This is a genomic window from Streptomyces sp. NPDC020898 (assembly GCF_044333925.1).
In the GTDB taxonomy this organism is placed as follows: domain Bacteria; phylum Actinomycetota; class Actinomycetes; order Streptomycetales; family Streptomycetaceae; genus Streptomyces.
The window spans coordinates 567,667-589,363 of the sequence record NZ_JBIRRV010000006.1; the positions used below are offsets into that span (position 1 = coordinate 567,667).

21 protein-coding genes are annotated in these 21,697 nt (G+C 70.8%); 12 read left to right on the forward strand and 9 right to left on the reverse strand.

Going from position 1 to position 21,697, the window contains the following annotated elements:
- Nucleotides 1–12: 12 nt before the first annotated feature.
- Together ACH4TV_RS22390 and ACH4TV_RS22395 are read right to left on the reverse strand one after the other, a co-directional pair.
- Nucleotides 13–1,770: an ABC transporter ATP-binding protein gene (locus tag ACH4TV_RS22390; protein ID WP_398400667.1), complete on the reverse strand. Its 1,758-nt coding sequence runs from the start codon at nt 1,768–1,770 to the stop codon at nt 13–15.
- 183 nt (nt 1,771–1,953) lie between these two features.
- A complete protein-coding gene (locus tag ACH4TV_RS22395; protein WP_398400669.1) occupies nt 1,954–2,583 on the reverse strand; it encodes a rhodanese-like domain-containing protein in 630 nt (209 codons plus the stop codon).
- A 138-nt stretch (nt 2,584–2,721) separates the two neighbouring features.
- Here ACH4TV_RS22395 and ACH4TV_RS22400 point away from each other — a divergent pair, with 138 nt between their 5' ends.
- Complete coding sequence (locus tag ACH4TV_RS22400) at nt 2,722–3,009, forward strand: metal-sensitive transcriptional regulator (RefSeq protein ID WP_398400671.1); 288 nt, start codon at nt 2,722–2,724, stop codon at nt 3,007–3,009.
- Nucleotides 3,010–3,116: 107 nt separating this feature from the next.
- Here ACH4TV_RS22400 and ACH4TV_RS22405 read toward each other — a convergent pair whose 3' ends face one another.
- Complete coding sequence (locus tag ACH4TV_RS22405; RefSeq protein WP_398400673.1) at nt 3,117–3,863, reverse strand: sulfite exporter TauE/SafE family protein; 747 nt, start codon at nt 3,861–3,863, stop codon at nt 3,117–3,119.
- Entirely contained in the window at nt 3,860–5,908 is a 2,049-nt protein-coding gene (locus tag ACH4TV_RS22410; protein WP_398400675.1) for a rhodanese-like domain-containing protein, read from the reverse strand. The genes ACH4TV_RS22405 and ACH4TV_RS22410 overlap by 4 nt, the downstream gene beginning before the upstream one ends.
- A 185-nt stretch (nt 5,909–6,093) precedes the next feature.
- On the opposite strand from ACH4TV_RS22410, the gene ACH4TV_RS22415 reads away from it, so the two are divergent.
- Both ACH4TV_RS22415 and ACH4TV_RS22420 read left to right on the forward strand, forming a co-directional pair.
- Nucleotides 6,094–7,179, forward strand: a complete 1,086-nt coding sequence (locus ACH4TV_RS22415; RefSeq protein ID WP_398400751.1) for an S-(hydroxymethyl)mycothiol dehydrogenase — start codon at nt 6,094–6,096, stop codon at nt 7,177–7,179.
- A complete protein-coding gene (locus tag ACH4TV_RS22420; protein ID WP_398400677.1) occupies nt 7,179–7,811 on the forward strand; it encodes an MBL fold metallo-hydrolase in 633 nt (210 codons plus the stop codon). The genes ACH4TV_RS22415 and ACH4TV_RS22420 overlap by 1 nt, the downstream gene beginning before the upstream one ends.
- 88 nt (nt 7,812–7,899) lie before the next feature.
- Here ACH4TV_RS22420 and ACH4TV_RS22425 read toward each other — a convergent pair whose 3' ends face one another.
- Genes ACH4TV_RS22425 through ACH4TV_RS22435 form a run of 3 tightly spaced genes read right to left on the reverse strand, consistent with a single transcriptional unit; the run spans nt 7,900 to nt 10,700 of the window.
- Nucleotides 7,900–8,622 carry an FAD:protein FMN transferase gene (locus ACH4TV_RS22425; RefSeq protein WP_398400679.1) on the reverse strand — a complete coding sequence of 241 codons (723 nt, stop codon included), beginning with the start codon at nt 8,620–8,622 and terminating at the stop codon, nt 7,900–7,902.
- Between the two features lie 4 nt (nt 8,623–8,626).
- Nucleotides 8,627–9,349 (reverse strand): FMN-binding protein, encoded by a 723-nt coding sequence (locus ACH4TV_RS22430; RefSeq protein ID WP_398400681.1) that lies wholly within the window; start codon nt 9,347–9,349, stop codon nt 8,627–8,629.
- Nucleotides 9,350–9,359: 10 nt separating this feature from the next.
- Nucleotides 9,360–10,700 (reverse strand): ferric reductase-like transmembrane domain-containing protein, encoded by a 1,341-nt coding sequence (locus ACH4TV_RS22435; protein WP_398400683.1) that lies wholly within the window; start codon nt 10,698–10,700, stop codon nt 9,360–9,362.
- A gap of 150 nt (nt 10,701–10,850) precedes the next feature.
- Here ACH4TV_RS22435 and ACH4TV_RS22440 point away from each other — a divergent pair, with 150 nt between their 5' ends.
- The 3 genes from ACH4TV_RS22440 (at nt 10,851) to ACH4TV_RS22450 (ending at nt 13,712) form a co-directional block, all read left to right on the forward strand.
- The gene (locus ACH4TV_RS22440; protein WP_398400685.1) at nt 10,851–11,549 is read left to right on the forward strand and encodes a response regulator transcription factor; all 699 of its coding nucleotides are present in this window, start codon (nt 10,851–10,853) and stop codon (nt 11,547–11,549) included.
- The gene (locus tag ACH4TV_RS22445) at nt 11,546–12,970 is read left to right on the forward strand and encodes a sensor histidine kinase (protein ID WP_398400687.1); all 1,425 of its coding nucleotides are present in this window, start codon (nt 11,546–11,548) and stop codon (nt 12,968–12,970) included. Before ACH4TV_RS22440 ends, ACH4TV_RS22445 begins: the two co-directional genes overlap by 4 nt.
- 97 nt (nt 12,971–13,067) lie before the next feature.
- A complete protein-coding gene (locus ACH4TV_RS22450) occupies nt 13,068–13,712 on the forward strand; it encodes an NAD(P)H-dependent oxidoreductase (RefSeq protein ID WP_398400689.1) in 645 nt (214 codons plus the stop codon).
- Nucleotides 13,713–13,811: 99 nt separating this feature from the next.
- Here ACH4TV_RS22450 and ACH4TV_RS22455 read toward each other — a convergent pair whose 3' ends face one another.
- Nucleotides 13,812–14,405, reverse strand: a complete 594-nt coding sequence (locus tag ACH4TV_RS22455) for a TetR/AcrR family transcriptional regulator (RefSeq protein ID WP_398400691.1) — start codon at nt 14,403–14,405, stop codon at nt 13,812–13,814.
- A gap of 22 nt (nt 14,406–14,427) precedes the next feature.
- Nucleotides 14,428–16,443 (reverse strand): discoidin domain-containing protein, encoded by a 2,016-nt coding sequence (locus ACH4TV_RS22460; RefSeq protein ID WP_398400753.1) that lies wholly within the window; start codon nt 16,441–16,443, stop codon nt 14,428–14,430.
- A gap of 258 nt (nt 16,444–16,701) precedes the next feature.
- On the opposite strand from ACH4TV_RS22460, the gene ACH4TV_RS22465 reads away from it, so the two are divergent.
- The 6 genes from ACH4TV_RS22465 to ACH4TV_RS22490 all read left to right on the forward strand — a co-directional run bounded on the left by ACH4TV_RS22465 (nt 16,702) and on the right by ACH4TV_RS22490 (nt 21,589).
- Nucleotides 16,702–17,352 carry a GntR family transcriptional regulator gene (locus ACH4TV_RS22465; protein WP_398400693.1) on the forward strand — a complete coding sequence of 217 codons (651 nt, stop codon included), beginning with the start codon at nt 16,702–16,704 and terminating at the stop codon, nt 17,350–17,352.
- A gap of 64 nt (nt 17,353–17,416) precedes the next feature.
- Nucleotides 17,417–18,166: a PIG-L deacetylase family protein gene (locus ACH4TV_RS22470; protein WP_398400695.1), complete on the forward strand. Its 750-nt coding sequence runs from the start codon at nt 17,417–17,419 to the stop codon at nt 18,164–18,166.
- The gene (locus ACH4TV_RS22475) at nt 18,163–18,918 is read left to right on the forward strand and encodes a 4-carboxy-4-hydroxy-2-oxoadipate aldolase/oxaloacetate decarboxylase (protein ID WP_398400697.1); all 756 of its coding nucleotides are present in this window, start codon (nt 18,163–18,165) and stop codon (nt 18,916–18,918) included. Before ACH4TV_RS22470 ends, ACH4TV_RS22475 begins: the two co-directional genes overlap by 4 nt.
- A gap of 32 nt (nt 18,919–18,950) precedes the next feature.
- Nucleotides 18,951–20,018, forward strand: a complete 1,068-nt coding sequence (locus tag ACH4TV_RS22480; protein ID WP_398400755.1) for a 4-oxalomesaconate tautomerase — start codon at nt 18,951–18,953, stop codon at nt 20,016–20,018.
- Nucleotides 20,015–20,965 carry a catechol 2,3-dioxygenase gene (locus tag ACH4TV_RS22485; protein ID WP_398400699.1) on the forward strand — a complete coding sequence of 317 codons (951 nt, stop codon included), beginning with the start codon at nt 20,015–20,017 and terminating at the stop codon, nt 20,963–20,965. The genes ACH4TV_RS22480 and ACH4TV_RS22485 overlap by 4 nt, the downstream gene beginning before the upstream one ends.
- Nucleotides 20,966–21,247: 282 nt before the next feature.
- A complete protein-coding gene (locus ACH4TV_RS22490; RefSeq protein WP_398400701.1) occupies nt 21,248–21,589 on the forward strand; it encodes an ArsR/SmtB family transcription factor in 342 nt (113 codons plus the stop codon).
- Nucleotides 21,590–21,697 lie beyond the last annotated feature (108 nt).

Sequence of the window (21,697 nt, forward strand, 5' to 3'; positions counted from 1 at the left end):
ACTGCCGTGCGCTCAGCCGGTCGTGGCCAGGAACTGCGTCGCCGCGAGCTCCGCGTACAGCGGGTCCCCGGCGACGAGTTCGCGGTGCGTGCCCACCGCGCGGACCCGGCCCGCGTCCATCACCACGATCCGGTCCGCCATCGTCACCGTCGACAGCCGGTGGGCGACGACGAGCACCGTCGTCGTACGCGCGACATCCGCGACCGTGTCCCGCAGCGCAGCCTCGTTCACCGCGTCCAGTTGCGAGGTCGCCTCGTCGAGGAGAAGCAGCCGAGGGCGGCGCAGCAGCGCGCGGGCGATGGCGACGCGCTGGCGCTCACCGCCCGAGAGCTTGGTGCCGCGGTGCCCGACCAGCGTGTCGAGGCCGCGCGGCAGGCGGGACACCAGGCCGTCCAGCCGGGTTGTCTTCACCACGCGCGTGACCGCCTCCTCGTCCGCGTCCGGATTGCCCAGCAGCAGGTTGTCGCGCAGGGAGCCCGACAGCACGGGCGCGTCCTGCTCGACGTAGCCGATGGCGGACCGCAGTTCGGTCAGTTCCCAGTCGGCGGCGTTCCGGCCGTCGAGCGTGATGAGACCGGACTCCGGGTCGTAGAACCGCTCGATGAGCGAGAAGACGGTGGTCTTGCCGGCGCCGGACGGGCCGACGAACGCCGTCATGCCCCGGGCCGGCACGGCGAACGTCACGCCGTGGTGGACGTACGGAAGCTCGTCGTCGTACCGGAAGCGCACCTCCTCGAAGGCGAGCGCCGCCGGTTCGGCGTCGGCGGCCGGGAGGGGCGCGGGGCGGGCCGACGACGGTTCGGCGGGCAGGGAGAGGGCCTCCTGGATACGGGTGAGGGCCGCGGCGCCCGTCTGGTACTGCGTGATCGCGCCGACGACCTGCTGGATCGGCGACATCAGATAGAAGACGTAGAGGAGGAAGGCGACCAGCGTGCCGACGTCGACCGCGCCCGTCGCGACCCGCGCGCCGCCCACCGCGAGCACCGTGATGAAGGCGATCTGCATCGCGAGGCCGGCCGTATTGCCTGCGGCGGCAGACCACTTGGCGGCCCGTACGCTCTGCCGCCACGACTCCTCGGCCGCCGCGTGCAGGTTCCGCTCCTCGCGGTGCTCGGCGCCGGACGCCTTGATCGTGCGCAGCGCGCCCAGCACCCGTTCCAGCGAGGCGCCCATGACACCCACCGCGTCCTGCGCTCGCCGGCTCGCCTTGTTGATGCGCGGCACGATCACCCCGAGGACCGTCCCCGCGCCCGCGATCACCGCCAGCGTGACGCCCAGCAGCACCGGGTCCACCAGGCCCATCATCACGATCGTCGCCACGAGGGTGAGCCCGCCGGTGCCGAGGCCGACGAGCGAGTCGGTGGTGACCTCGCGCAACAGGGTCGTGTCCGAGGTGACCCGCGCCATCAGATCGCCGGGCTCGGTGCGGTCCACCGCCGGTACCCGCAGCCGCAGCAGATACGAGGACAGCGCCCGCCGCGCCCCCAGCACCACCGACTCGGCGGTGCGCCGCAGCACATACCCGCCCAGCGCACCCAGCGCCGCGTTGGCGACGACCAGCGCCGACATCAGCAGCAGGGCCCCGGTGATCGTCCGGTCGTGGGACAGATCGTCGATGAGCCCCCGCGCCACCAGCGGCAGCGCCAGCCCGGCGGCACCCGTGGCCAGCGACAGCAGCGCCCCCGCCAGCAGGGTCCACCGATGCGGCCGGACGTATCCGAGGAGCAACCGCCAGGCGGGCGGACCGGCGTTCGGCTCTGCGATGCTCACGGTGCTCCTCGGCGGTCGGGCGGAACATTCACCCTACGTCGGCGGCCGGAGAAGAGGAGAAACGGTTATCTTCCCTGGGCTCAACTCCGGTGCGACGGCCTGCCTACGGCCGTGCTCGTCGCCGACCGTGCCGACGGCCGGGCGGCCTGGACGAGGCGGAAGTCGCCCAGGCCGCCCGGGAGTTCATGCGTTGAGGTCCGTCGCACGTCCGGCGGACTCGGCGGACTCGGCGTGCTCGTGGGACCGCTGCGCGAGCGTGGCGAGGGTGGCGTCGAGGTCGGCGGGGCGCGGCTGGTTGTGCGGCAGCTTGGCCAGTAGGTGGGCCATGCCGCAGGTGTTGGTGACCGCCGAGAAGACGAGGCCGCCCGCGACACCGGCGGACACCAGCCGCCCGGAGCGGTGCAGAAGGCCCAGGCCGAGGCCCGCGAGGACGAGGCCGCCCGCGGTGAGGCGGACCTGGCGTTCCATGGACCAGGTGGTGCGGGCCTCGGTGGCAGGGTGGTGCAGGTCGTGTCCCTGGTCCTGCCAGCCCTGGGTGCCGCCGGTCAGGGTCATGGCCGGGACGCCGTTCTCGGCGAGGACCGAGCAGGCGGACTCGGAGCGTGCGCCGGAGGCGCAGACGACGAGCAACTCGCCCTGGTCCGACGCGTCCTTGAGGGCGGGCAGCGCGCGCCGCATGTGGTCCAGGGGGATGTTGAGGGCATCGGGCAGATGCCCGGAGGCGTACTCGCCCGGGGTGCGGACATCGATGACGGTCAGCTGCGGCAGACGGGTACGGGCCTGGTCGGTGTCGAGGGCGACGGGAGCGGTCATGGGTGACTGCGATCCTTCCTGGGGTGGCGATGGTGAGGTGGTGCTGAGGTGGTGGTGCGGTCGTGGTGACGAACGTGACTCATGAGGGAGACGCGTTGGGGAGGTAAAATACCCCCAAGGGTATGTAGAGGAGTGATTGTGGAACTTCAATTCGAGGGTGATGAGCTCAAGTCGGTGCTGAACCGGCTGCGCCGGGCGCAGGGGCAGATCTCCGGAGTGATCAGGATGATCGAGGAGGGCCGCGACTGCGAGGAGGTCGTCACCCAGCTCGCCGCCGCGTCGCGCGCCCTGGACCGGGCGGGCTTCGCCATCATCGCGACCGGACTCCAGCAGTGCCTGACCGACGTGGAGAAGGCCGGGCAGAACGGCGAGACGAAGGAACAGATGCGGGCCCGCCTGGAGAAGCTGTTCCTGTCGCTGGCGTGAGTGTGTTCGCGGGGTGACCCGAAGGCGGGGGAGTGCCTGGCGGGGCCTCCCCGTCGGGAGAGCACGGCGCGCGGTTGACGGCCGCACCACCCGGTGGCAGCGCCTGTTCACAGCACCGAGTCGGCCAGCATGAACAGCGCCACCACCAGCAGCACGCAGGCGAAGATCCGCTGGAGCCGGCCCCCGGAGACCCGGCTTGCGAGCCGTTTGCCGTCCCACGCGCCGAGGATCGCGGCCCCGGCGAAGGGCGCGACCAGCGCCCAGTCGACCCGCGTCGCCGTACCGGCCCGCGCCAGCAGCGCGGCCAGCGAGTTGACGGTGATGACCAGCAGGCTCGTCCCGACGGCGGCCCGCATCCGCAGCCCCACGACGTTCACCAGAGCCGGTACGGCGAGAAAACCGCCGCCCACGCCCAGCACCCCGGTCACCGCACCGAGCCCCGCACCCGCCCGGGCGACCTGCGCGGGCCGCACCGGCACCTCCTCCCGTACGGACGCCGAGGGGCGCAGCATGCGGTACGCGGCGAACGCGGCGATCACCGCGAACGCACCGGTCAACAGCGCGGACGGCACATACCCGCTGACCGCCCCGCCGGCCGCCGCGGGCACCAGGCCCGCCGCCGCGAACACCGCCCCGGCCCGCCACTCGACGGTGCCCGCACGGGCGTGCGCGGCCAACGCGGTCGCGGAGGTGACGCTCACGACGGCCAGGCTCGCGGTGGAGGCCGCGGCCGGGGTGAATCCGAGCAGATAGATCAGCGCGGGCACGGCCAGCACACTGCCGCCGCCCCCGAGCGCCCCCAGCGCGAGACCGGTCACGGCCCCGGCGGCCAGGGCGAGGACGAACGCACTCACGCGACGGTTCCTCCGCCGCTGCCGGAGCCCACCGCCGGCCGGCCCTCGGCCACCACCGGCAGGCCCGCCTCCGCCCACGCCCGCATCCCACCGATCACGTCCGCGACCTCCGCGCCGCGCGCCGTGAGCAGCGCCGCCGCCTGGCGGGAGCGCATCCCCGAACGGCAGATCGCGACCAGCGGACGGCCCTGCGCGGACCCCGGCAGCGAAGCGCCCGCGTTCAGCGCCGACAGCGGGGCGTGTACCGCTCCGGGGGCATGCCCGGCCGCCCACTCCTCGGTCTCGCGGACGTCCAGGAGTACGGCCGTCCCGTCGGCGCCCATGAGTGCGCGGGCCTCGGCCGGGGTGATCCGGGCCATGGGGAGCCCGGCCTCACGGGCGGCGGCGAAGCCGTCGTCGACGGCGACCACACGGCGCCCCGCCGCGTCCAGCAGCGAGGCGGCGATCGCGGCCCGCATCCCGCCCGCACAGTGCACCCACACCGTTCCGCCGGGTATCTCCTCGATCCGGTCGCGCACCTGGTGGAGCGGGATGTGCAACGAGCCCGCGATATGACCCCCCGCCCGCTCGGAGTCGCGCCGCACATCCAGGACCACGACCTCCTCGCGCTCCTGGCCCGCCGGTTCGGCGGAGGGGGTGCGCGTGAGGGCCCGCGACTGTTCGCCCGGTGGTTGCCGGTCGGCGGGGGAGACGGTGGGGGTGGGGTGGTTGGGGGCGGGCTGGGCGAACTGGGCCTGGGTCTTGGTGGGTTGACCCGCTGGGTCGGCAGTGGGGTGATTGGTGTCGGGCTGCGCCAAACCAGCCTGAGTGTCGGTGAGTCGGCCCGGCAGGTCGGGAAGTGTGGCATGTGACTGCTGCTCGCCCCGGCGCAGCCGGACGGCGGAGGAGCCCGTGGAAGCTGCTGCAAGCCTGTCGATGTCGGCCCGCTTCAACTCCCGCTGGTTCCCGGCAAGGTGGGCCGCCAGGTCCGCGAACGCCGCGCGGGGGAAGGCGTGCGGCTGCTCACCCGGACGCAGCCACACGCCGGGGGAACCGGTCGAGGCAGCGGCCGGGCGGTCGATGCCGACCCGGGACAACTCCCGCTGGGCGTCGGCCAGTTGCGTCGCCGACTCGGCGAGCAGCGTGACCGGCTTGCCCCAGGGCAGGAGCCACGCCAGATAGGTGGCGAGCTGTCCCGCCGCCTCGAAGTTGACCGAGCCGGCGACATGCCCCTCGGCGAACGCGACCCGGCTGCGCAGATCCACCACCCACTCCCCGGCGGCCAGCCGCGCCGCGATCTCCCCGGCGTCGGCCGCAGCCGGCGGGGTGAGGTCGACGGGTGCGGGGCCCGCGGAGTTCACGGGGCCCATGTGGGCGTAGTACGCGGGCACGTCGTCGAGCCCGGCGAGCAGCTCGGCGACGAACGTGTCGGCGTCCTTGAGCAGCGCCTCGTTCGTGACGCGTTCCCGGCCGATGGTCGTGGCGTCGCCCGTGGCCGTCCCGGCGGAACAGAAGCTGCCGAAGCCGTGCGTGGGCAACACCGCGGTCTCGTCCGGCAGCTCCGCGGCCAGCCGGTGCGCCGAGTCGTACTGGGCCCGGGCCAGCTCCCCGGTGAGCCGGGGCTCGACCAGGTCCGGCCGCCCGACCGTGCCGATCAGCAGCGAACCGCCGGTGAAGACGGCCACGGCTCGCCCGTCCTCCTCCAGGACGTACGAGGTGTGGTGCGGGGTGTGTCCGGGCGTGGCCAGCGCGCGCAGCACCAGCCCCTCCTCGACTTCGGCGCTGTCCCCGTCCGCGACCGCCACCCGCTCGTACGCGACCCGCGCCCCGGCCGGGACGAGGTAGGCGGCACCGGTGATCCGGGCCAGCTCCAGCCCACCGGAGACGTAGTCGTTGTGGACGTGCGTCTCGACGACGTGCGTGACGCGCACGCCGCGCCGGGCGGCGGCCCCGATCACCCGGTCGACGTCACGCGGCGGATCGATCACCACGGCCCGGTGCGGCCCGCCCGCCAGATATCCGCGATTGCCCAGCCCCGGCACGTCGATGCGGTCGACGAAGTACACGGCGGTACTCCTCTCGTCAGGAAGCCCTGGATGAATTACCCCGGGGGGTATGTCAAACACCGTAGCAGAGGTACCCCCGGGGGTATTTTGACTCCTGGCTCGACGGTGAGCGTGCCGTGACCGATCAGTGGCACGTAGGGTCGGGTCGAGGAACCGAACATTGGCCGATGGAAGGGTTCAGCACCATGGCGCAGGAAGTACGCGGCGTGATCGCACCGGGGAAGAACGAACCGGTGCGGGTCGAGACGATCGTCGTGCCGGACCCCGGTCCGGGGGAGGCCGTGGTGCAGATCCAGGCCTGCGGGGTCTGCCACACCGATCTGCACTACAAGCAGGGCGGGATCAACGACGACTTCCCCTTCCTGCTGGGCCATGAGGCGGCGGGCATTGTGGAGTCGGTGGGGGAGGGGGTCACGGACGTGGCGCCCGGTGACTTCGTGATCCTCAACTGGCGTGCCGTGTGCGGGAACTGCCGGGCCTGTCTGCGCGGGCGGCCCTGGTACTGCTTCAACACGCACAACGCCAAGCAGAAGATGACCCTGCTCGACGGCACCGAACTGTCCCCGGCGCTCGGCATCGGTGCCTTCGCCGAGAAGACCCTCGTCGCGGCCGGTCAGTGCACGAAGGTCGACCCGTCGGCCTCCGCGGCGGTCGCGGGCCTTCTGGGGTGCGGGGTCATGGCCGGTATCGGCGCCGCCATCAACACCGGGAATGTCGGACGCGGTGACACCGTCGCCGTCATCGGCTGCGGCGGTGTCGGGGACGCGGCCGTCGTCGGGGCGAACCTGGCGGGCGCCGCGAAGATCATCGCGGTTGACATCGACGACCGGAAACTGGCCACCGCCCGCACGATGGGCGCCACGCACACGGTCAACTCGAAGGAGACCGATCCGGTCGAGGCGATCCGTGAGCTGACCGGCGGCCACGGTGCCGACGTGGTCATCGAGGCGGTCGGCCGTCCGGAGACGTACAAGCAGGCCTTCTACGCCCGTGACCTGGCCGGGACGGTGGTTCTCGTCGGGGTGCCGACTCCCGACATGAAGCTGGAGCTTCCGCTGATCGACGTCTTCGGGCGCGGCGGCTCGCTGAAGTCGTCCTGGTACGGGGACTGCCTGCCGTCCCGCGACTTCCCCATGCTCATCGACCTCCACCTCCAGGGGCGCCTGGATCTGGCGAAGTTCGTCACGGAGACCATCCAGCTCGACGAGGTGGAGAAGGCGTTCGAGCGGATGCACGGCGGCGACGTACTTCGCTCGGTGGTGGTGCTGTGATGACCGGCGCCCGCATCGAACGCCTCGTCACCTCCGGGCAGTTCAGCCTCGACGGCGGCACCTGGGACGTCGACAACAACGTGTGGATCATTGGCGACGACCACGAGGCCATCGTGATCGACGCGGCCCATGACGCCGACGCCATCGCGGCGGCCGTCGGCGACCGCCGCCTGACCGCCATCGTGTGCACCCACGCCCACAACGACCACATCGACGCGGCCCCCGCGCTCGCCGAGTGCACCGGCGCCACCATCTGGCTGCACCGCGACGACCTCCCGCTGTGGAAGCAGACCCACCCGGACCGCGACCCCGACGCCTGGCTGGCCGACGGTCAGGTGATCGAGGCCGCAGGCGTCGATCTGACGGTCCTGCACACGCCAGGACACGCGCCGGGCGCGGTCTGCCTGTATGACCGAGGGCTCGGCACCGTCTTCACCGGCGACACCCTCTTCCACGGCGGACCGGGTGCCACCGGCCGTTCCTACTCCCACTTCCCGACGATCATCGACTCGATCCGGGACCGGCTGCTCGCCCTTCCGCCCGAGACGAAGGTCCTCACCGGGCACGGCGACCCCACCACCATCGGCGCCGAGGCACCGCACCTCCAGGAGTGGATCGCCCGGGGCCACTGACGGTCCCGGACACCGCACACGCCAGTGGGCGCCCGCCGTATCGAGACGGAGGGCGCCCACAGGGACGTACACAGCAGGGCAGGAGCGGTCAGGAGGCGACCGGGAATCCCGGCGTGCGGAAGACCTGCCGCTCGGCGTCCACCGCGAAGACCTCGCAGCCCTTGCGGGCGGCGGCCCACTCGACACCCTCCGCGCCCATCGCGAACGCGGCCGTCGCCGTGGCGTCGGCCTCGGTGAGCGTGGGGGCCACCACGGTCAGGCTCAGCAGCCCGGTCGCCGGGCGGCCGGTGCGGCCGTCGAGGATGTGGTCGCCCCGCTCGTAGCGGGCGGAGGTCGCCACTCCGCCCTCGGTGAGCTCCAGCACCGTGCACAGCTGGTCGGCGTGCTCGGGATGGCGTACCCCCACCCGCCAGGGGCGCCCGGCGGCGACCACGTCACCGCCGGCGTTCAGGCAGTACGTCCGTACGCCCGCCGCCGCCAGCAGATCCGCCGCCCGCTGCACCGCCCAGCCCTTCACCATCGCGCACGGGTCCAGGCCCCGGCCGGGCAGCCGGACGTCGAACGCGCCCTTGGTCGCGGCCCGGTACTCCTCGCACAGGCCGAGCACCTCGGTGAGGTCCGCGCTCAGCTCGTCGGGCTCCAGCTCGCCCCGGTCCAGGCGGGACACCTCGCTGTCGGGTTTGAAGGGGCTGAACCGCGCGTCGACCTCGTGGAGCCAGGCGAACACCGCGTCCGCCGCCTCCACCGGGGCGTTCTCGTCGTCGATCCGCAACGAGATCGGGAACCCCATGATGTGTTCGACGCGCCGCATCCGCTCAGCCCTTCGCGTCGATGGCGGCCTGGAGGGACTCCCGGTAGCCGTCGCTGGTGATGGTGGCGCCGGAGACGGTGTCGATGTCGGCGCTCTGGGCGTCGAGGGTCTCCGAGATCAGGACCGGTACGGCGGCCGTGGTCTGCGGGTGGTTCGGCTGCTGGAGCATCTTCACGGACGCGATCGTGTCGCCCTCGAAGGTCACCTCGACCTGGACGGTGCCCTTCTCGGTGTCCACGGCGGTCCCCGAGAGGATCTGGGACGCAGGCTCCGCCGCGGCCGACGCGGAGGGCGCCGGGGCCGCCGCGGCGGCGTCCGCCTGGGAGTCGATGGCGGCCTGGAGGGACTCCCGGTAGCCGTCGCTGGTGATGGTGGCGCCGGAGACGGTGTCGATGTCCGCGCTCTGAGCGGTGAGGGTCTCCTTGATCAGGACCGGGACCGCGGCCGTCGTCTGCGGATGGTTCGGCTGCTTCAGCATCCGCACCGAGGAGATCTTCGCGCCCGCGAACGTCACCTCGACCTGGACGTCACCCTTCTCGGTGGCCACGGTGGTACCCGTGACGACCGTGGACGACGTACCCGAGCCCGCGGCGGCGGAGGACGACGTGGACGGTGTCGAGGCGGGCGTGGAGGCCTCCGAGGACGTGATGCCCAGCGACGGCTCGTAGAGCCAGACGGGGACCAGGCCCGCGATGCTCAGGACCAGTACAGGCAGTGCTCGTTTCACGACGTTCCTCTTATCCGGCCAGGCTGAAGCGCTCGAAATGGGTCTGCGACTTGGGCACGCCCAGTTCCCGCAGGCTGCGCAGCACCGCGTTCATCATGGGCGGCGGGCCGCACAGGAAGACATCCCGGTCCGTGATGTCCGGCACCAGCTTGGCCAGCTCGGCCGGGGCCAGCTTGTCGGGGGTGACCGGACCGCTCACCAGGTGCAGCTCGGAGCCCTTGGCGTGGGCGAGTTCGCGCAGCTCCTCGTAGAGGACGGCGTCCTGGTCCCGTCCGACGCGGTAGATGACCACGGCGTGGCCCTCGATTTCCTCAAGGAGGGCGCGGATGGGCGTGACGCCCACGCCGCCGGCGATGAGGACGGACTCCGGCCGGGTGCGGTGCATCGAGGTGAAGGCGCCGTACGGGCCCTCGGCGAAGACGCGGGTGCCGACCGGGATGTGCTTCAGGGCGGCGGTGCCGTCGCCGGCGACCTTCGCGGTGAGCCGCAGCGACCTGCCGTCGGGCGCCGCCGACAGCGAGAACGGGTTGGCCTGCCACCAGCGGTCCTTGGTCAGGAACCGCCACAGGAAGAACTGGCCGGCGCGGGCGGGCAGCTTGTCCAGGTCGCGTCCGGTCATGTAGATCGACACGACGTTGTCGGCCTCGGGGACGACCGCCGAGACGCGCAGCTGGTGACGGAGGTTCTTGCGCAGCGGCAGCACCACCCGGCCCAGGAACACCGAACCGAGCGCCACGCCCCACATGGTCCACCAGTACGTGGTCGCGGCGGACGACGAGGTGAACGTCGTACCGACACCGACCTGGTGCGTGAACGCCAGGACGACGGCCACGTAGGTGTACAGGTGGATGAAGTGCCAGGTCTCGTAGGCGAGGCGGCGGCGGGCGTAGCGGGCGGAGACCGCGCCGATGACCATGATCAGCACGAGGGCGACGATCGCGCGCAGCACGCCCTCGGTGGTCTCGGCCAGCTCCACCAGCTCGCCGATGGGGCCCAGGTCCGTGCCCTCGGCGTAGCCGAAGGTGATGAACACCGCGTGGGCGAGCAGCGTCCACAGCAGGCCGAAGCCGACCCAGCGGTGCCAGGAGGTCAGCCGGTCCATGCCGATGCGGTGGTCCAGCCAGGGGAGCCGGGCCACCAGCACCAGCTGGAAGGCCATGAAGAGCGCGCCGTACAGCCCGGCGAGCCGGCCCATCACGATCAGGGCGTTCGAGGCGAATCCGGCCTGGGCGAAGAAGACGGTCACGACGGCCACGTTGGCGGCCAGCACGGTGTACAGACCCGTGCGGGCCACCACTTTGGGTCGTATCGCCGTGGGGGGCTTCGCGGGAGGCGATTGGACGGTCGTCACGGACAGTGCTCCTTGATCGGGTCCGGGGGTACCGAGCATGACCGACGGTAGCTGTCGGCATGCTGTCGTTGGACTTTCAAGTTGTTATCGATCGCGGGTATGGAGGGGGGAAGGTATGGCGCCGGCAGATGTGTGCAGCACTATGAGCACGTGGAAAAAGTACGACTTCTCGTCGTGGACGACGATCCGCCCATCGCCGACCTGGTTGCGACCGTCGCCCGCTACGAGGGCTGGGAGGCGGTCACCGCGAACTCCGGTGAGGAGGCGCTGACCCGAGCCGCCGAGTTCCATCCGGACATCGTGGTGCTCGACCTCATGCTCCCGGGCCTCGACGGCTTCGCCGTGCTCGACCGGCTGCGGCTGTCCGGCACGATGGTGCCCGTGGTCTTCCTCACCGCCCGTGACGGCGTCGCCGACCGGGTCGCGGGGCTCACCCGGGGCGGCGACGACTACCTGGTCAAACCGTTCGCCGTGGAGGAACTGATGGCCCGGCTGCGGACCGTGCTGCGCCGCAGCGCCGGCCCCGGCTTCCAGCGGTCGGTCCTGCGGGTCGCCGACCTGACGATGGACGAGGACACCCGCGAGGTCAGGCGCGGTGAGAAACGTCTTACGCTCACCCCGACCGAGTACGAGGTGCTGCGCTACCTCATGCGCAAGTCGCCGACCGTCCTCACCAAGGCACAGATCCTCGACCACGTCTGGGAGTACGGCTTCGGCGGCCGTTCGAACGTGGTGGAACTGGTCGTCAGCCGGCTGCGCCGCAAACTCGACGACCCCGAGGACCACGAGGAAGCCCTGATCCACACCGTGCGGGGCGTCGGCTACGTGGTCCGGCAGGTCGCCGAGTGATCCGCCGCTGCCGCGAGAACTACCGCAGGCTGCGACTCGGCACGCGGCTGGCACTGGGCATGGGCGTGCTCTCGCTGGTCGTGTTCGCCGTCGTCGGCGCGGCGCTCTCGATGTACATGCGGGAGTACCTGGAACGCCAGCTCAGCGACCAGATGACGCACGTCCAGACCACCCAGTCCAAGGACGTCGCGGACTACGGCAGCGTGCAGGCAAAGCCGTACTGGGGCTGGTACACCGCCTCGTACGAGGTCACGAGCGGCACGCCCGTGCTCCGCGAGCCCGCCGACGTGCCGAAGGACTCCGACGAACTCGCCGCCACCGCGGAGACCCTGCTGACCTCCGGCGCCGACCCCCTCCTGCGCACCGCGCCCATCGACGGGAACACGTACCGGCTGCGCGCCTGCGAGGTCGAGGACGGGGTGGTCCTGGTCACCGCGGCGCCGATGGACGACATAGAGAACACCATGGACCGACTGGTCACCGTCCAGGTCGTGGCCTTCGCCCTCGCCCTGCTGGGCCTCGTGATCTTCGGCCGGGAGGTGCTGCGGCGCGGCCTCAGGCCCCTCAGCGACATGGCCCACACCGCCCGCGGCATCACCTCGCACGACTTCACCGACTCCGCCCGGCTGCCCGTACGCGCCGACGGGGGCGACGGCGGCCCCGAGGTCGAGGAGCTGCGCACCGCCTTCAACACCATGCTCGAACACATCGACGACTCCCTCGCCGTGCGCACGGAGGCCGAACAGCGACTGCGCCGCTTCGTCGCCGACGCCTCCCACGAACTGCGCACACCGCTGATGTCGGTACGGGGCTATGCGGACCTCTTCCAGTACGCCGCCGCCAACGAACCCGGCGAACGGGACAGGCACCTGGCCCGGCTGCGCGCCGAGGCCGCCCGGATGGGCATCCTGCTCGACGACCTGCTGCTGCTCGCCCGGCTGGACGCGGCCCAGGTCGAGGCACCGCTGCGCCAGGAGCGCGCCGACCTGGTGGAACTCGCGGGCCAGGCGGCGGACGCCTTCCGCGCGGGCCACCCGAAGCATCCGCTGACGGTGACGACCCCACCCGGGGAACTGCGGCTGCGCCTCGACCCGCTCCGCATCCGGCAGGTCCTGGACAACCTGCTGACCAACGCGGCCATCCACACGCCCGCCGGCACCAAGGTTTCCGTGGACGTGAGCGTCGACGACGCCACCGCGGAGGTCCGGGTCTCCGACGCCGGCCCCGGCATTCCGGCCGCCGACCAGGACCGAGTCTTCGACCGCTTCTACCGCATCGACAAGGCCCGCAGCCGCGACCGGGGCGGCAGCGGCCTGGGCCTCGCGGTCGCCCTGTCCCTGGCACAGGCACACGGCGGCACCCTCGACCTGACCAGCGGGCCGGGCTCCACCACCTTCACCCTCCGTATCCCCCTCGACTGAACCCCCCATCCCGGCACAGGCGTCTCACCCGATACCCCCACCACAGACGACTCAGTAGCAACCGCTCGACACGGACGATCTGAGGAGACCCCCCACTGTGAACGTACTGATCGTTTTCGCCCATCCCGAACTCTGCTCCTTCAACGGCGCGTTGAAGGTCCGAGCCGTGGACGTCCTCAAGCAGGCCGGGCACGAGGTCGTGGTCAGCGACCTGTACCGGCTCGGCTGGAAGGCCACCGTCGACGCCGAGGACTTCCCCGGGCCCTGGACCGACCCCGACTTCCTGGACGTCGCCGCCGAGCAGGAACGTGTGTCGGCGGCGCACGAGACCCCTCCCGACGTCCTCGCGGAACAGGAGAAGGTCGCCCGGTGCGATCTGATGATCCTCCAGTTCCCGCTGTGGTGGTCCGGGATGCCGGCCATCCTCAAGGGCTGGGTCGACCGCACGATGGCCCGCGGCTTCGCCTACGGAGAGGGACGCGCCTACGACACCGGCCCCCTGAAGGGCAGACGCGCCCTGGTGTGCACGACCACCGGCACCCCCTCCGGCCTGTACGGCCCCGACGGCACCGACGACGACCTGGACCGAGCCCTCTGGCCGATCCACCACGGCATCCTCCGCTGCCTCGGCTTCGACGTCCTCCCACCCTTCATAGCCCGCACACCGGCCGAGGCCTCGCCAAAACAACGAGAGGAATACCTCACGGAGTTCGCCGAACGCTTGCTGGCGGTGGGGACTTAAGAGACGCGGGGAGGAGCGCCCCGATAGGGGCGCGGGGAACTGCGCGACAAGCCCCCACAGGCCGGGCGCCGAACGAACCGCCGTCACACTCGACTGCCGCTACTCCCGTACGAGGGAAGCGACATGGTCGGTGACCGTGTCGAGGATGTCCGCGCAAGCTTTCTCGTCGCCGACCGCCAGGAACGTGAGCGTCAGCCCGTCCGTCATCGCGGCCAGATAGCGGGCCAACACCGGGACGGGCACGCTCAGTTCGAACCCCATGCTCTCGCGCAGCTGCTCCAGCAGCTCGGCGTAGGTGTCGGCGTACAGCTCGTACTGCCGTCGGGCCAGATGCGCGAACTCCGGCTCGCGCAGGGCGTACTGGGTCAGTTCGTACGTCAGCATGTGCTCGCCCGGGTGGGCGGCCACATGGTCCCAGTACGCCCGGAAGCCCGCCCGGACCGTCTCCTGCAAGGTGGCCTGCGGCTGGATCGCCTCGCGCACCACCTCGACGTAGTGGTCCATGATCGTGGTGATGACCGACTCGATCAGGGCCTGCTTGGAGTCGAAGCAGTAGTGGAAGACGCTCAGTGACACGCCCGCCTCCGCCGCGATGGACCGGGTCGTCGTCCTGGGGACGCCGTCCCGGGTCATCGCGCGGATGGCCGCTTCCGTCAACTGCCGGCGCCGCTCGGCCGACGGCTTGCGTGCCATGAACTCCCCCTGGATACGGAACTCAGGTGCCGTAGACACCCACTTCGTAGAGCGAGTATCCCCAGTCCGTGCCCCGATCCAGTCCATGGACGCGCACAAAGCGGGCCGGCACTCCCGCGAACTGTGCCGTGTCCAGGCCGCCGTCACCGACGGTCGTGGACCACGCGGTCTGCCAGGTCGTCCCGTTGGTCGAGAGCTCGACGCGGTACGACTTGCCGAACGCGCGCTCCCAGTCGAGGGTGACCCGCTTGACCAGGTTCGTCGACCCCAGGTCGAGCTGGAGATACTGGTCGTCGCTCCAGTCGCTCGCCCAGCGGGTGCCCGCATCGCCGTCGACGGCCCGGCCGGGCTGGTAGCTGGTGACCGGGTTCGACTCGGACGAACTGGCCGTCGCTGTCACGCCCTTGGCGAGGTTCACCCCGGCCTTGTGGGTCTCGGACCCGCCCCAGGTGTCGAGGTAGGACTCGGCGCCCCGGAACAGGTCGCTCACCGCGTCGGCGCCGCCGACCTGCCGGATGTCCTGGATCCAGTCCGGGACCAGACCGACGTGCGCGGCACCGTCCGTGTTGATGTCCCACGTGCGTTGACCGGTGGTCTGGCGGTTGATCACCGAGCCGCCGTCGACACTCGTGAAGGGGTACGTCACCGTCGTGCCCGTGTTCGCGCCGCGCGGCGCCGGGTGGTCGCCGATGCCGTTGAAGTCGGTGCCGTAGCCGTAGCCCACGCCGTACTTGGTCCGCAGGGCGTCGGTGCGCGCGGCCTCCGCGACGAACTCCTCGGAGGAGTGCATGTACTGGGCGATGAAACCGCCGAGACCGTAGACCCGCTCGGTCCAGTTGAGGTCCATCCAGCTGTGCGAGGACAGGACGCCCGGGTAGGACGAGGCCTCGAAGATGTCCAGCGCCTGGCCGGTGGCCTTGACGCTCATGTGGTCGATCTCCAGCATCATCTTGCGCTTCATCATGCCGTGCACCGCGTACTCGCCGAGATCGGTGAGCCCGCGTACGTTGCACTGCGCGTTCGCGTTGTACTCCGGCACCTCGGTGCCCGCCGGCAGATCCGCCTCGGCCTCCGTCGACGCGTCACCGATCGGGTTGTCCTTCTGCGGGCCCTTGCACGTCTCCGTCTGCCAGAAGGTGCCCGTCGACAGGAACTGGCCGACGTTGATCGCCGTACCGAGACCGTGCTCGTCGAAGCGGACACCGCACAGCGCGTTGTCGAACTTGTGGCACAGGAACATGCTGCGCACACCCAGGTCGTACAACTCGTCGAGGCCCTTGTCGATGTCGGCCTTGCTGCACTGCGCGATGTCCAGGATCTGCTTGCAGCCGAAGGGCTCGGACGTCTCGACACCGAGAACGACGGCCAGCTTGCCCTGCTTGACCACCTCACGGGCCTGCGCGCTGTCGGTGACGATCCGGAACCAGCCCTTGCCCGCGCCGCCGTACTGCGCGTCGATGTAGTCCTGCAGGGCGTACGTCAGCTTCGCCTGCAGCCGGATCGAGGTCATCTCGTCGCAGCTGCGGTCCTTGAACGGGTAGATCGAGCAGATCATGCCGTTGGTGACGAGGTCGTTGACGAGCACCCGCTGACCGCCGCGCCAGGCGCGCTCGATCCAGGCGTAGTAGTTCGCCTGATGGGTCATCGAATCGTACGCGGGCCAGTCCTTGAAGGTCGGATAGCCGACCGGGTCGTGCTTGCCGTCACCGCCGTGGGTGATGTAGTCGAAGATCGCGAGAGTGCCGTCGGGGTAGTGCTCCGGACAGTCCTTGAGGGCGTCCGCGATCCCGCTGGTGGAGAACACCTTCCCGCAGATGAGCCGTCCGCCGAACGCCTCGTTGGAGAAGAGGTGGTTGTGCGCGTCGACGAACCCCTTCACCTCGCCTGCGGAGTTGGTGCCCTTGAAGGGCTCGCCCGTGACGTTGATCTGCGAGTCGGGGGCGGGGCGCGCGGTCGGCGTCCACCAGTCCGTGCCGGCCGCCGAGCTCGGCACGGTGCCGAGCGTCAGCGCCAGTACGGCGATCAGCAGCGACAGCATGGTCAGGGTTCTGCGTCCGCTGTGCGGGCGAGGCGGGAAGGCAGGCTCGGTCATCACTCACGTCCTCGCGCAAAGGTTGTCATGGCGCACGCAACTCTGTGATGAGGATCGCGACAGCAGGGTGATGGAGTCAATAGTCCGGGACGCTTGACCTGATAGCCCGTCCGGGCCTACAGCGGTCCGAATATAGAGAACAATATTGTTGACAATATTGTCGGTCTAGATTTAGCGTCGACACGCACTCACTCAGGGGGGCACATGCCGAACCAAGCCCGTCCAGGCACCGGAGAGCAGGCCAGGCAGCACGCGCTGGAGCAGCTGCGGCAGGCGATTCTGCGCGGCGACATGTCACCGGCCCAGCGGCTGGTGGAGAACGAACTCGCCGAGCAGTTCGGTGTGACACGGGCCAGCGTCCGGGCGGCGCTGATCGAGCTGGAGTCGGAAGGGCTGGTCGAGCGGATCCGCAACCGCGGCTCGCGGGTGCGGGTGGTGACCGTGGAGGAAGCGGTCGCCATCACCGAATGCCGGATGGTCCTCGAAGGGCTGTGCGCGGCCAAGGCGGCTGTCGCGGCCACCGACGACCAGCTCGCCGAACTGACCGGTCTGGGCGAGGCGATGACCAAGGCCGTCGCCGACGGCGAGCCGGTCACGTACTCCGAACTCAACCACGAACTGCACGCCCGGATCAGGCAGTTCTCCGGCCAGCAGACGGCCGTGGAGCTGCTGGAGAAGCTCAACGCCCAGTTGGTGCGCCACCGTTTCCAGCTCGCGCTGCGACCGGGGCGTCCCCAGAAGTCCCTGGGCGAACACCTGGCCATGGTCGAGACGATCACGGCCAGGGACCCGCAGGCGGCCGAAGCGGCCGCTCGCGCCCATCTCACGAGCGTCATCGCCGCGTTGCGCGAATAACGCACTGCGCGACTGACGTCGCCGAGGTGGGCCGAAGGACCTGTCCACCAAGGAGATCTCTGCAATGACTCAAAGTACGGTGCCCGCCGCCGCTCGCTCGACGCTGGTGATCAGCGCACACGCCGGTGACTTCGTCTGGCGGGCGGGGGGTGCCATCGCCCTGGCGGCCTCGCGCGGCGAGCGGGTCGTCATCGCGTGCCTGTCGTACGGGGAACGCGGCGAGTCCGCCAAGGCCTGGCGGGAGGGCAGGTCGCTGGAGGAGATCAAGGGGATACGCAGGGCCGAGGCCGAACACGCCGCCGCCGCACTCGGCGCCGAGGTCCGCTTCCTCGATGCCGGCGACTACCCTCTCCTCGCCACACCCGAGTTGACCGACCAGCTGGTGGGGATCTACCGCGACATCCAGCCCGACGTGGTCCTCACCCACCCGCTCTCCGACCCCTACAACGCCGACCATCCGGCCGCCGCCCGGATGGCCCTGGACGCGCGTATCCTCGCCCAGGCCGTCGGCTACCCCGCCCCCGGTGAAGTCCTGGGCGCGCCACCGGTGTTCTTCTTCGAACCCCACCAGCCGGAGATGTGCGGCTTCACCCCGCAGGTGCTGCTCGACATCACCGAGGTGTTCGACACCAAGCGCAAGGCCATGGAGTGCCTGTCGGCCCAGCAGCACCTCTGGGACTACTACACCGACCTCGGCAAACGGCGCGGAGTCCAGCTCAAGCGCAACGCCGGCCCCAACCTCGGCCTGCCCCACACCACGTACGGCGAGGCCTACATGCGCCCGTACCCGCAGGTCACGGGAGAACTGGCATGAGTGGCGTGATCGTCACCAACCCGCCGCGCGCACACGCCGAGGACGTCGAAGCGCTGGCCGGCTACGGCGTGGCCACCGTCCACGAGGCCATGGGGCGCACCGGACTGCTCGGCCCCGCCCTGCGCCCGATCCAGCAGGACGTCCGCATCGCGGGCACCGCCGTCACCGCACTGTGCTGGCCCGGCGACAACCTCATGATCCACGCGGCCGTCGAACAGTGCGCCGAGGGCGACATCCTGGTCGTCACCACCACCTCCCCCTGCACGGACGGCCTGTTCGGCGAACTGTTCGCCACCGCGCTCCGACACCGGGGCGTACGCGGCCTGGTCATCAACACCGGGGTACGCGACACCGCCGAACTGCGGGCCATGGGCTTCCCCGTCTGGTCGGCGGCGGTCTGCGCCCAGGGCACGGTCAAGGCGACGGGCGGCTCGGTCAACGTCCCGATCGTGGTGGGCGGCCAGCAGATCCGGCCCGGCGACGTGATCATCGCCGACGACGACGGCGTGATGACCGTCCCCCGGCAGCGCTCCGCCGAGGCCGTCAAGGCGTCCGAGGCCCGCACCGCAAAGGAGGAGGCGTCCCGACTCGCCTTCACCAACGGCCAGTTGGGCCTGGACCGGTACGGGCTGCGCGAGACCCTCGTACGGCTGGGGGTGCGGTACCAGTCGTACGACGAGTACGTACGGGACGCCAACTCGGAGACCGGGGCGGGAGTTGACCCGGGCGCCGGACCGAGGGCCCGCTCGTGAGTACGGGCGGCCCGGGGGAGGGGCTGCGCTGCATGCTGATGCGGGGCGGCACCTCCAAGGGCGCCTACTTCCTCGCCGAGGACCTGCCGGCCGACCCCGCCGCCCGCGACGAACTGCTGCTGCGGGTCATGGGCAGCCCCGACCCCCGCCAGATCGACGGCCTCGGCGGAGCGCACCCCCTCACCAGCAAGGTGGCCGTCGTCTCCCGCTCGGCCGACGAACAGGCCGACGTCGACTACCTGTTCCTCCAAGTCGGCGTGGGGCAAGCGGAGGTGACCGACCGTCAGAACTGCGGGAACCTCCTCGCGGGCGTCGGCCCGTTCGCCGTCGAGCGAGGGCTGGTGGCGGCCGGGGGCGAGCTGACCTCCGTACGCATCCGCATGGTCAACAGCGGTGACCACGCCACCGCGACCTTTCCCACGGCCAGGGGGCGTGTCGTCTACGCGGGCACGACCGAGATCTCCGGCGTGCCCGGCGGCGCCGCTCCGGTGGCGATCGGGTTCGGGCGGGGGAGCGCACCCCTGCTGCCGACCGGCAGGGTCCGGGACACCGTCGCCGGCACGCCGGTGACCTGCGTGGACAACGGCATGCCGACCGTACTGATCGCCGCCTCCGACCTCGACGTCACCGGCTACGAGGACCCCGGGGACCTGGAGGAGAACGTCACCCTCAACGAAAGACTGCACGAAATCCGCCTGGAGGCAGGCAAGTTGATGGGTCTCGGCGATGTCTCCGCGACGACCGTGCCCAAACTCAGCCTGCTCGCCCCGCCCGCCCGCGGCGGCACCGTCATGACCCGCACCTTCATCCCGGTCCGCTGCCACACCGCGATCGGCGTGCTGGGCGCCGCGAGTGTCGCCGCCGGCCTGCGCATGCCCGACGGCGTCGGGGAGGACGTGGCACGCCTGCCCGCCCGCGACGACGCCCCGCTGCGCATCGAACACCCCACCGGATTCCTGGACGTCGAAGCGCTCCTCGACACCGACGGCCCCACCCCGGTCGCGTACCGCACGGCCGTCGTCCGCACCGCCCGCAAGATCTTCGACGGCACGGTGTTCCCCCGCCCCGCCGCCCCTCTCCCCGTCAGGAGCCACCGATGACCCCGCCGCTCGGCGACATCGCCCACCTCGGCCATGTCGAGCTGCTCACCCCCGATCTCGACGCCAGCGTCCGGTTCTTCACCACGATCCTCGGCCTGACCGAGAACGGCCGCTCCGGCGACTCGGTCCACCTGCGCACCTGGGACGACTACGAGCACCACAGCCTCACCCTCACCGCCCACTCCACGTCCGGCCTGCGCCGCACCGCCCTGCGCGCCTCCAGCGAGGAGGCACTGCACCGCCGGGTGAAGGAGACCGAGCACGCGGGCCGCCCCGGTCGCTGGGTCGAGGACGAACCCGGTCTGGGCCCGCTCTACGTCACCACCGACCCCGACGGCCACGAGATCGCCCTCTACTGGGAGAGCGAGTGGTACCAGGCGCCGCCCGAGCTGCGCCCCGGCCTCAAGAACCAGCCCCAGGCCAAGCCCGCCCAGGGCGTCGGCGTACGCCGCCTCGACCACGTCAACTTCCTCGCCGCCGAGGTCGAACCGAACGCCGCCTACGTTCAGCACGTCCTCGGCGCCCGCCCCACCGAGCAGATCGTCCTCGACGAAGGACGCCTGGCCGCCCAGTGGCTGACGTTCACCAACAAGTCGTACGACCTCGTCTACACGGAGGACTGGTCCGGCTCCAACGGCCGCCTCCACCACATCGCGTTCGCCACGGACACCCGCGAGGACATCCTGCGCGCCGCCGACCTGTGCCTCGACAACGGCGTGCACATCGAGACCGGCCCGCACAAGCACGCCATCCAGCAGACGTTCTTCCTGTACGTCTACGAGCCGGGCGGCAACCGCATCGAACTCTGCAACCCGCTCACCCGCCTGGTGCTGGCCCCCGACTGGCCGCTGATCACCTGGACCCAGGCAGAGCGGGCCAAGGGGCAGGCCTGGGGCCTGAAGACCATCGACTCCTTCCACACGCACGGCACCCCTCCGCTCGACTGACGCTCCCCGTATTCGGCTACGGCAGGGCCTCTGTCGTTCCTGTGATGCAGCGGGCTCCCTACCGTCGAGCGCATCACAGGGGGAGCCGCACGAGCCGCTCCGCTCGCCCCGCTCCCCCTTCTTCCCATGGAACCCTCCCCGGGGCCGTCTTCGTCGCCCTGACCGGCCTGCGCGGCTCCGGGCAGTCGACGTCGGCCAAGCCCGTCCAGGAGCTGTCCCCGGCCGGCTGACCGACACCATCACTATAAGGCTTGACTTATATAAGTCCCTCTTGAAACAGTGATGCGAGTGCACGCCTTTGACGTTCTCGGAGACCCTGTCCGCCGCCGCATCCTGGAACTCCTCGGCGACGGCGAGCAGAGCGCCGGTGCGATCACCGAGGTCGTACGGGAGGAGTTCGGGATATCCCAGCCCGCGGCCTCGCAACACCTGCGCGTGCTGCGCGAGAACGGCTTCGCCACCGTACGGGCCGAGGGCACCCGACGCCTGTACGCGGTCGACCCGGCGCCCCTGCGCGAGGTCGACGCCTGGCTGGACCACTTCCGCAAGTTCTGGAGTCAGCCTCTGGACGCGCTGGCCACCGAGCTCGCCCGGGGCAGACGCCAACGAAAGAAGGAATCATGAGCGAGAGCGACAGTGAGCCTTTTCCAACCTCCGGCGGCGGCTGGGCAGTTGGCCTGACAAACAGGTGAAGCCCCTGGTAGATGGGTTTTCGACCAAGAGAACCGTCTC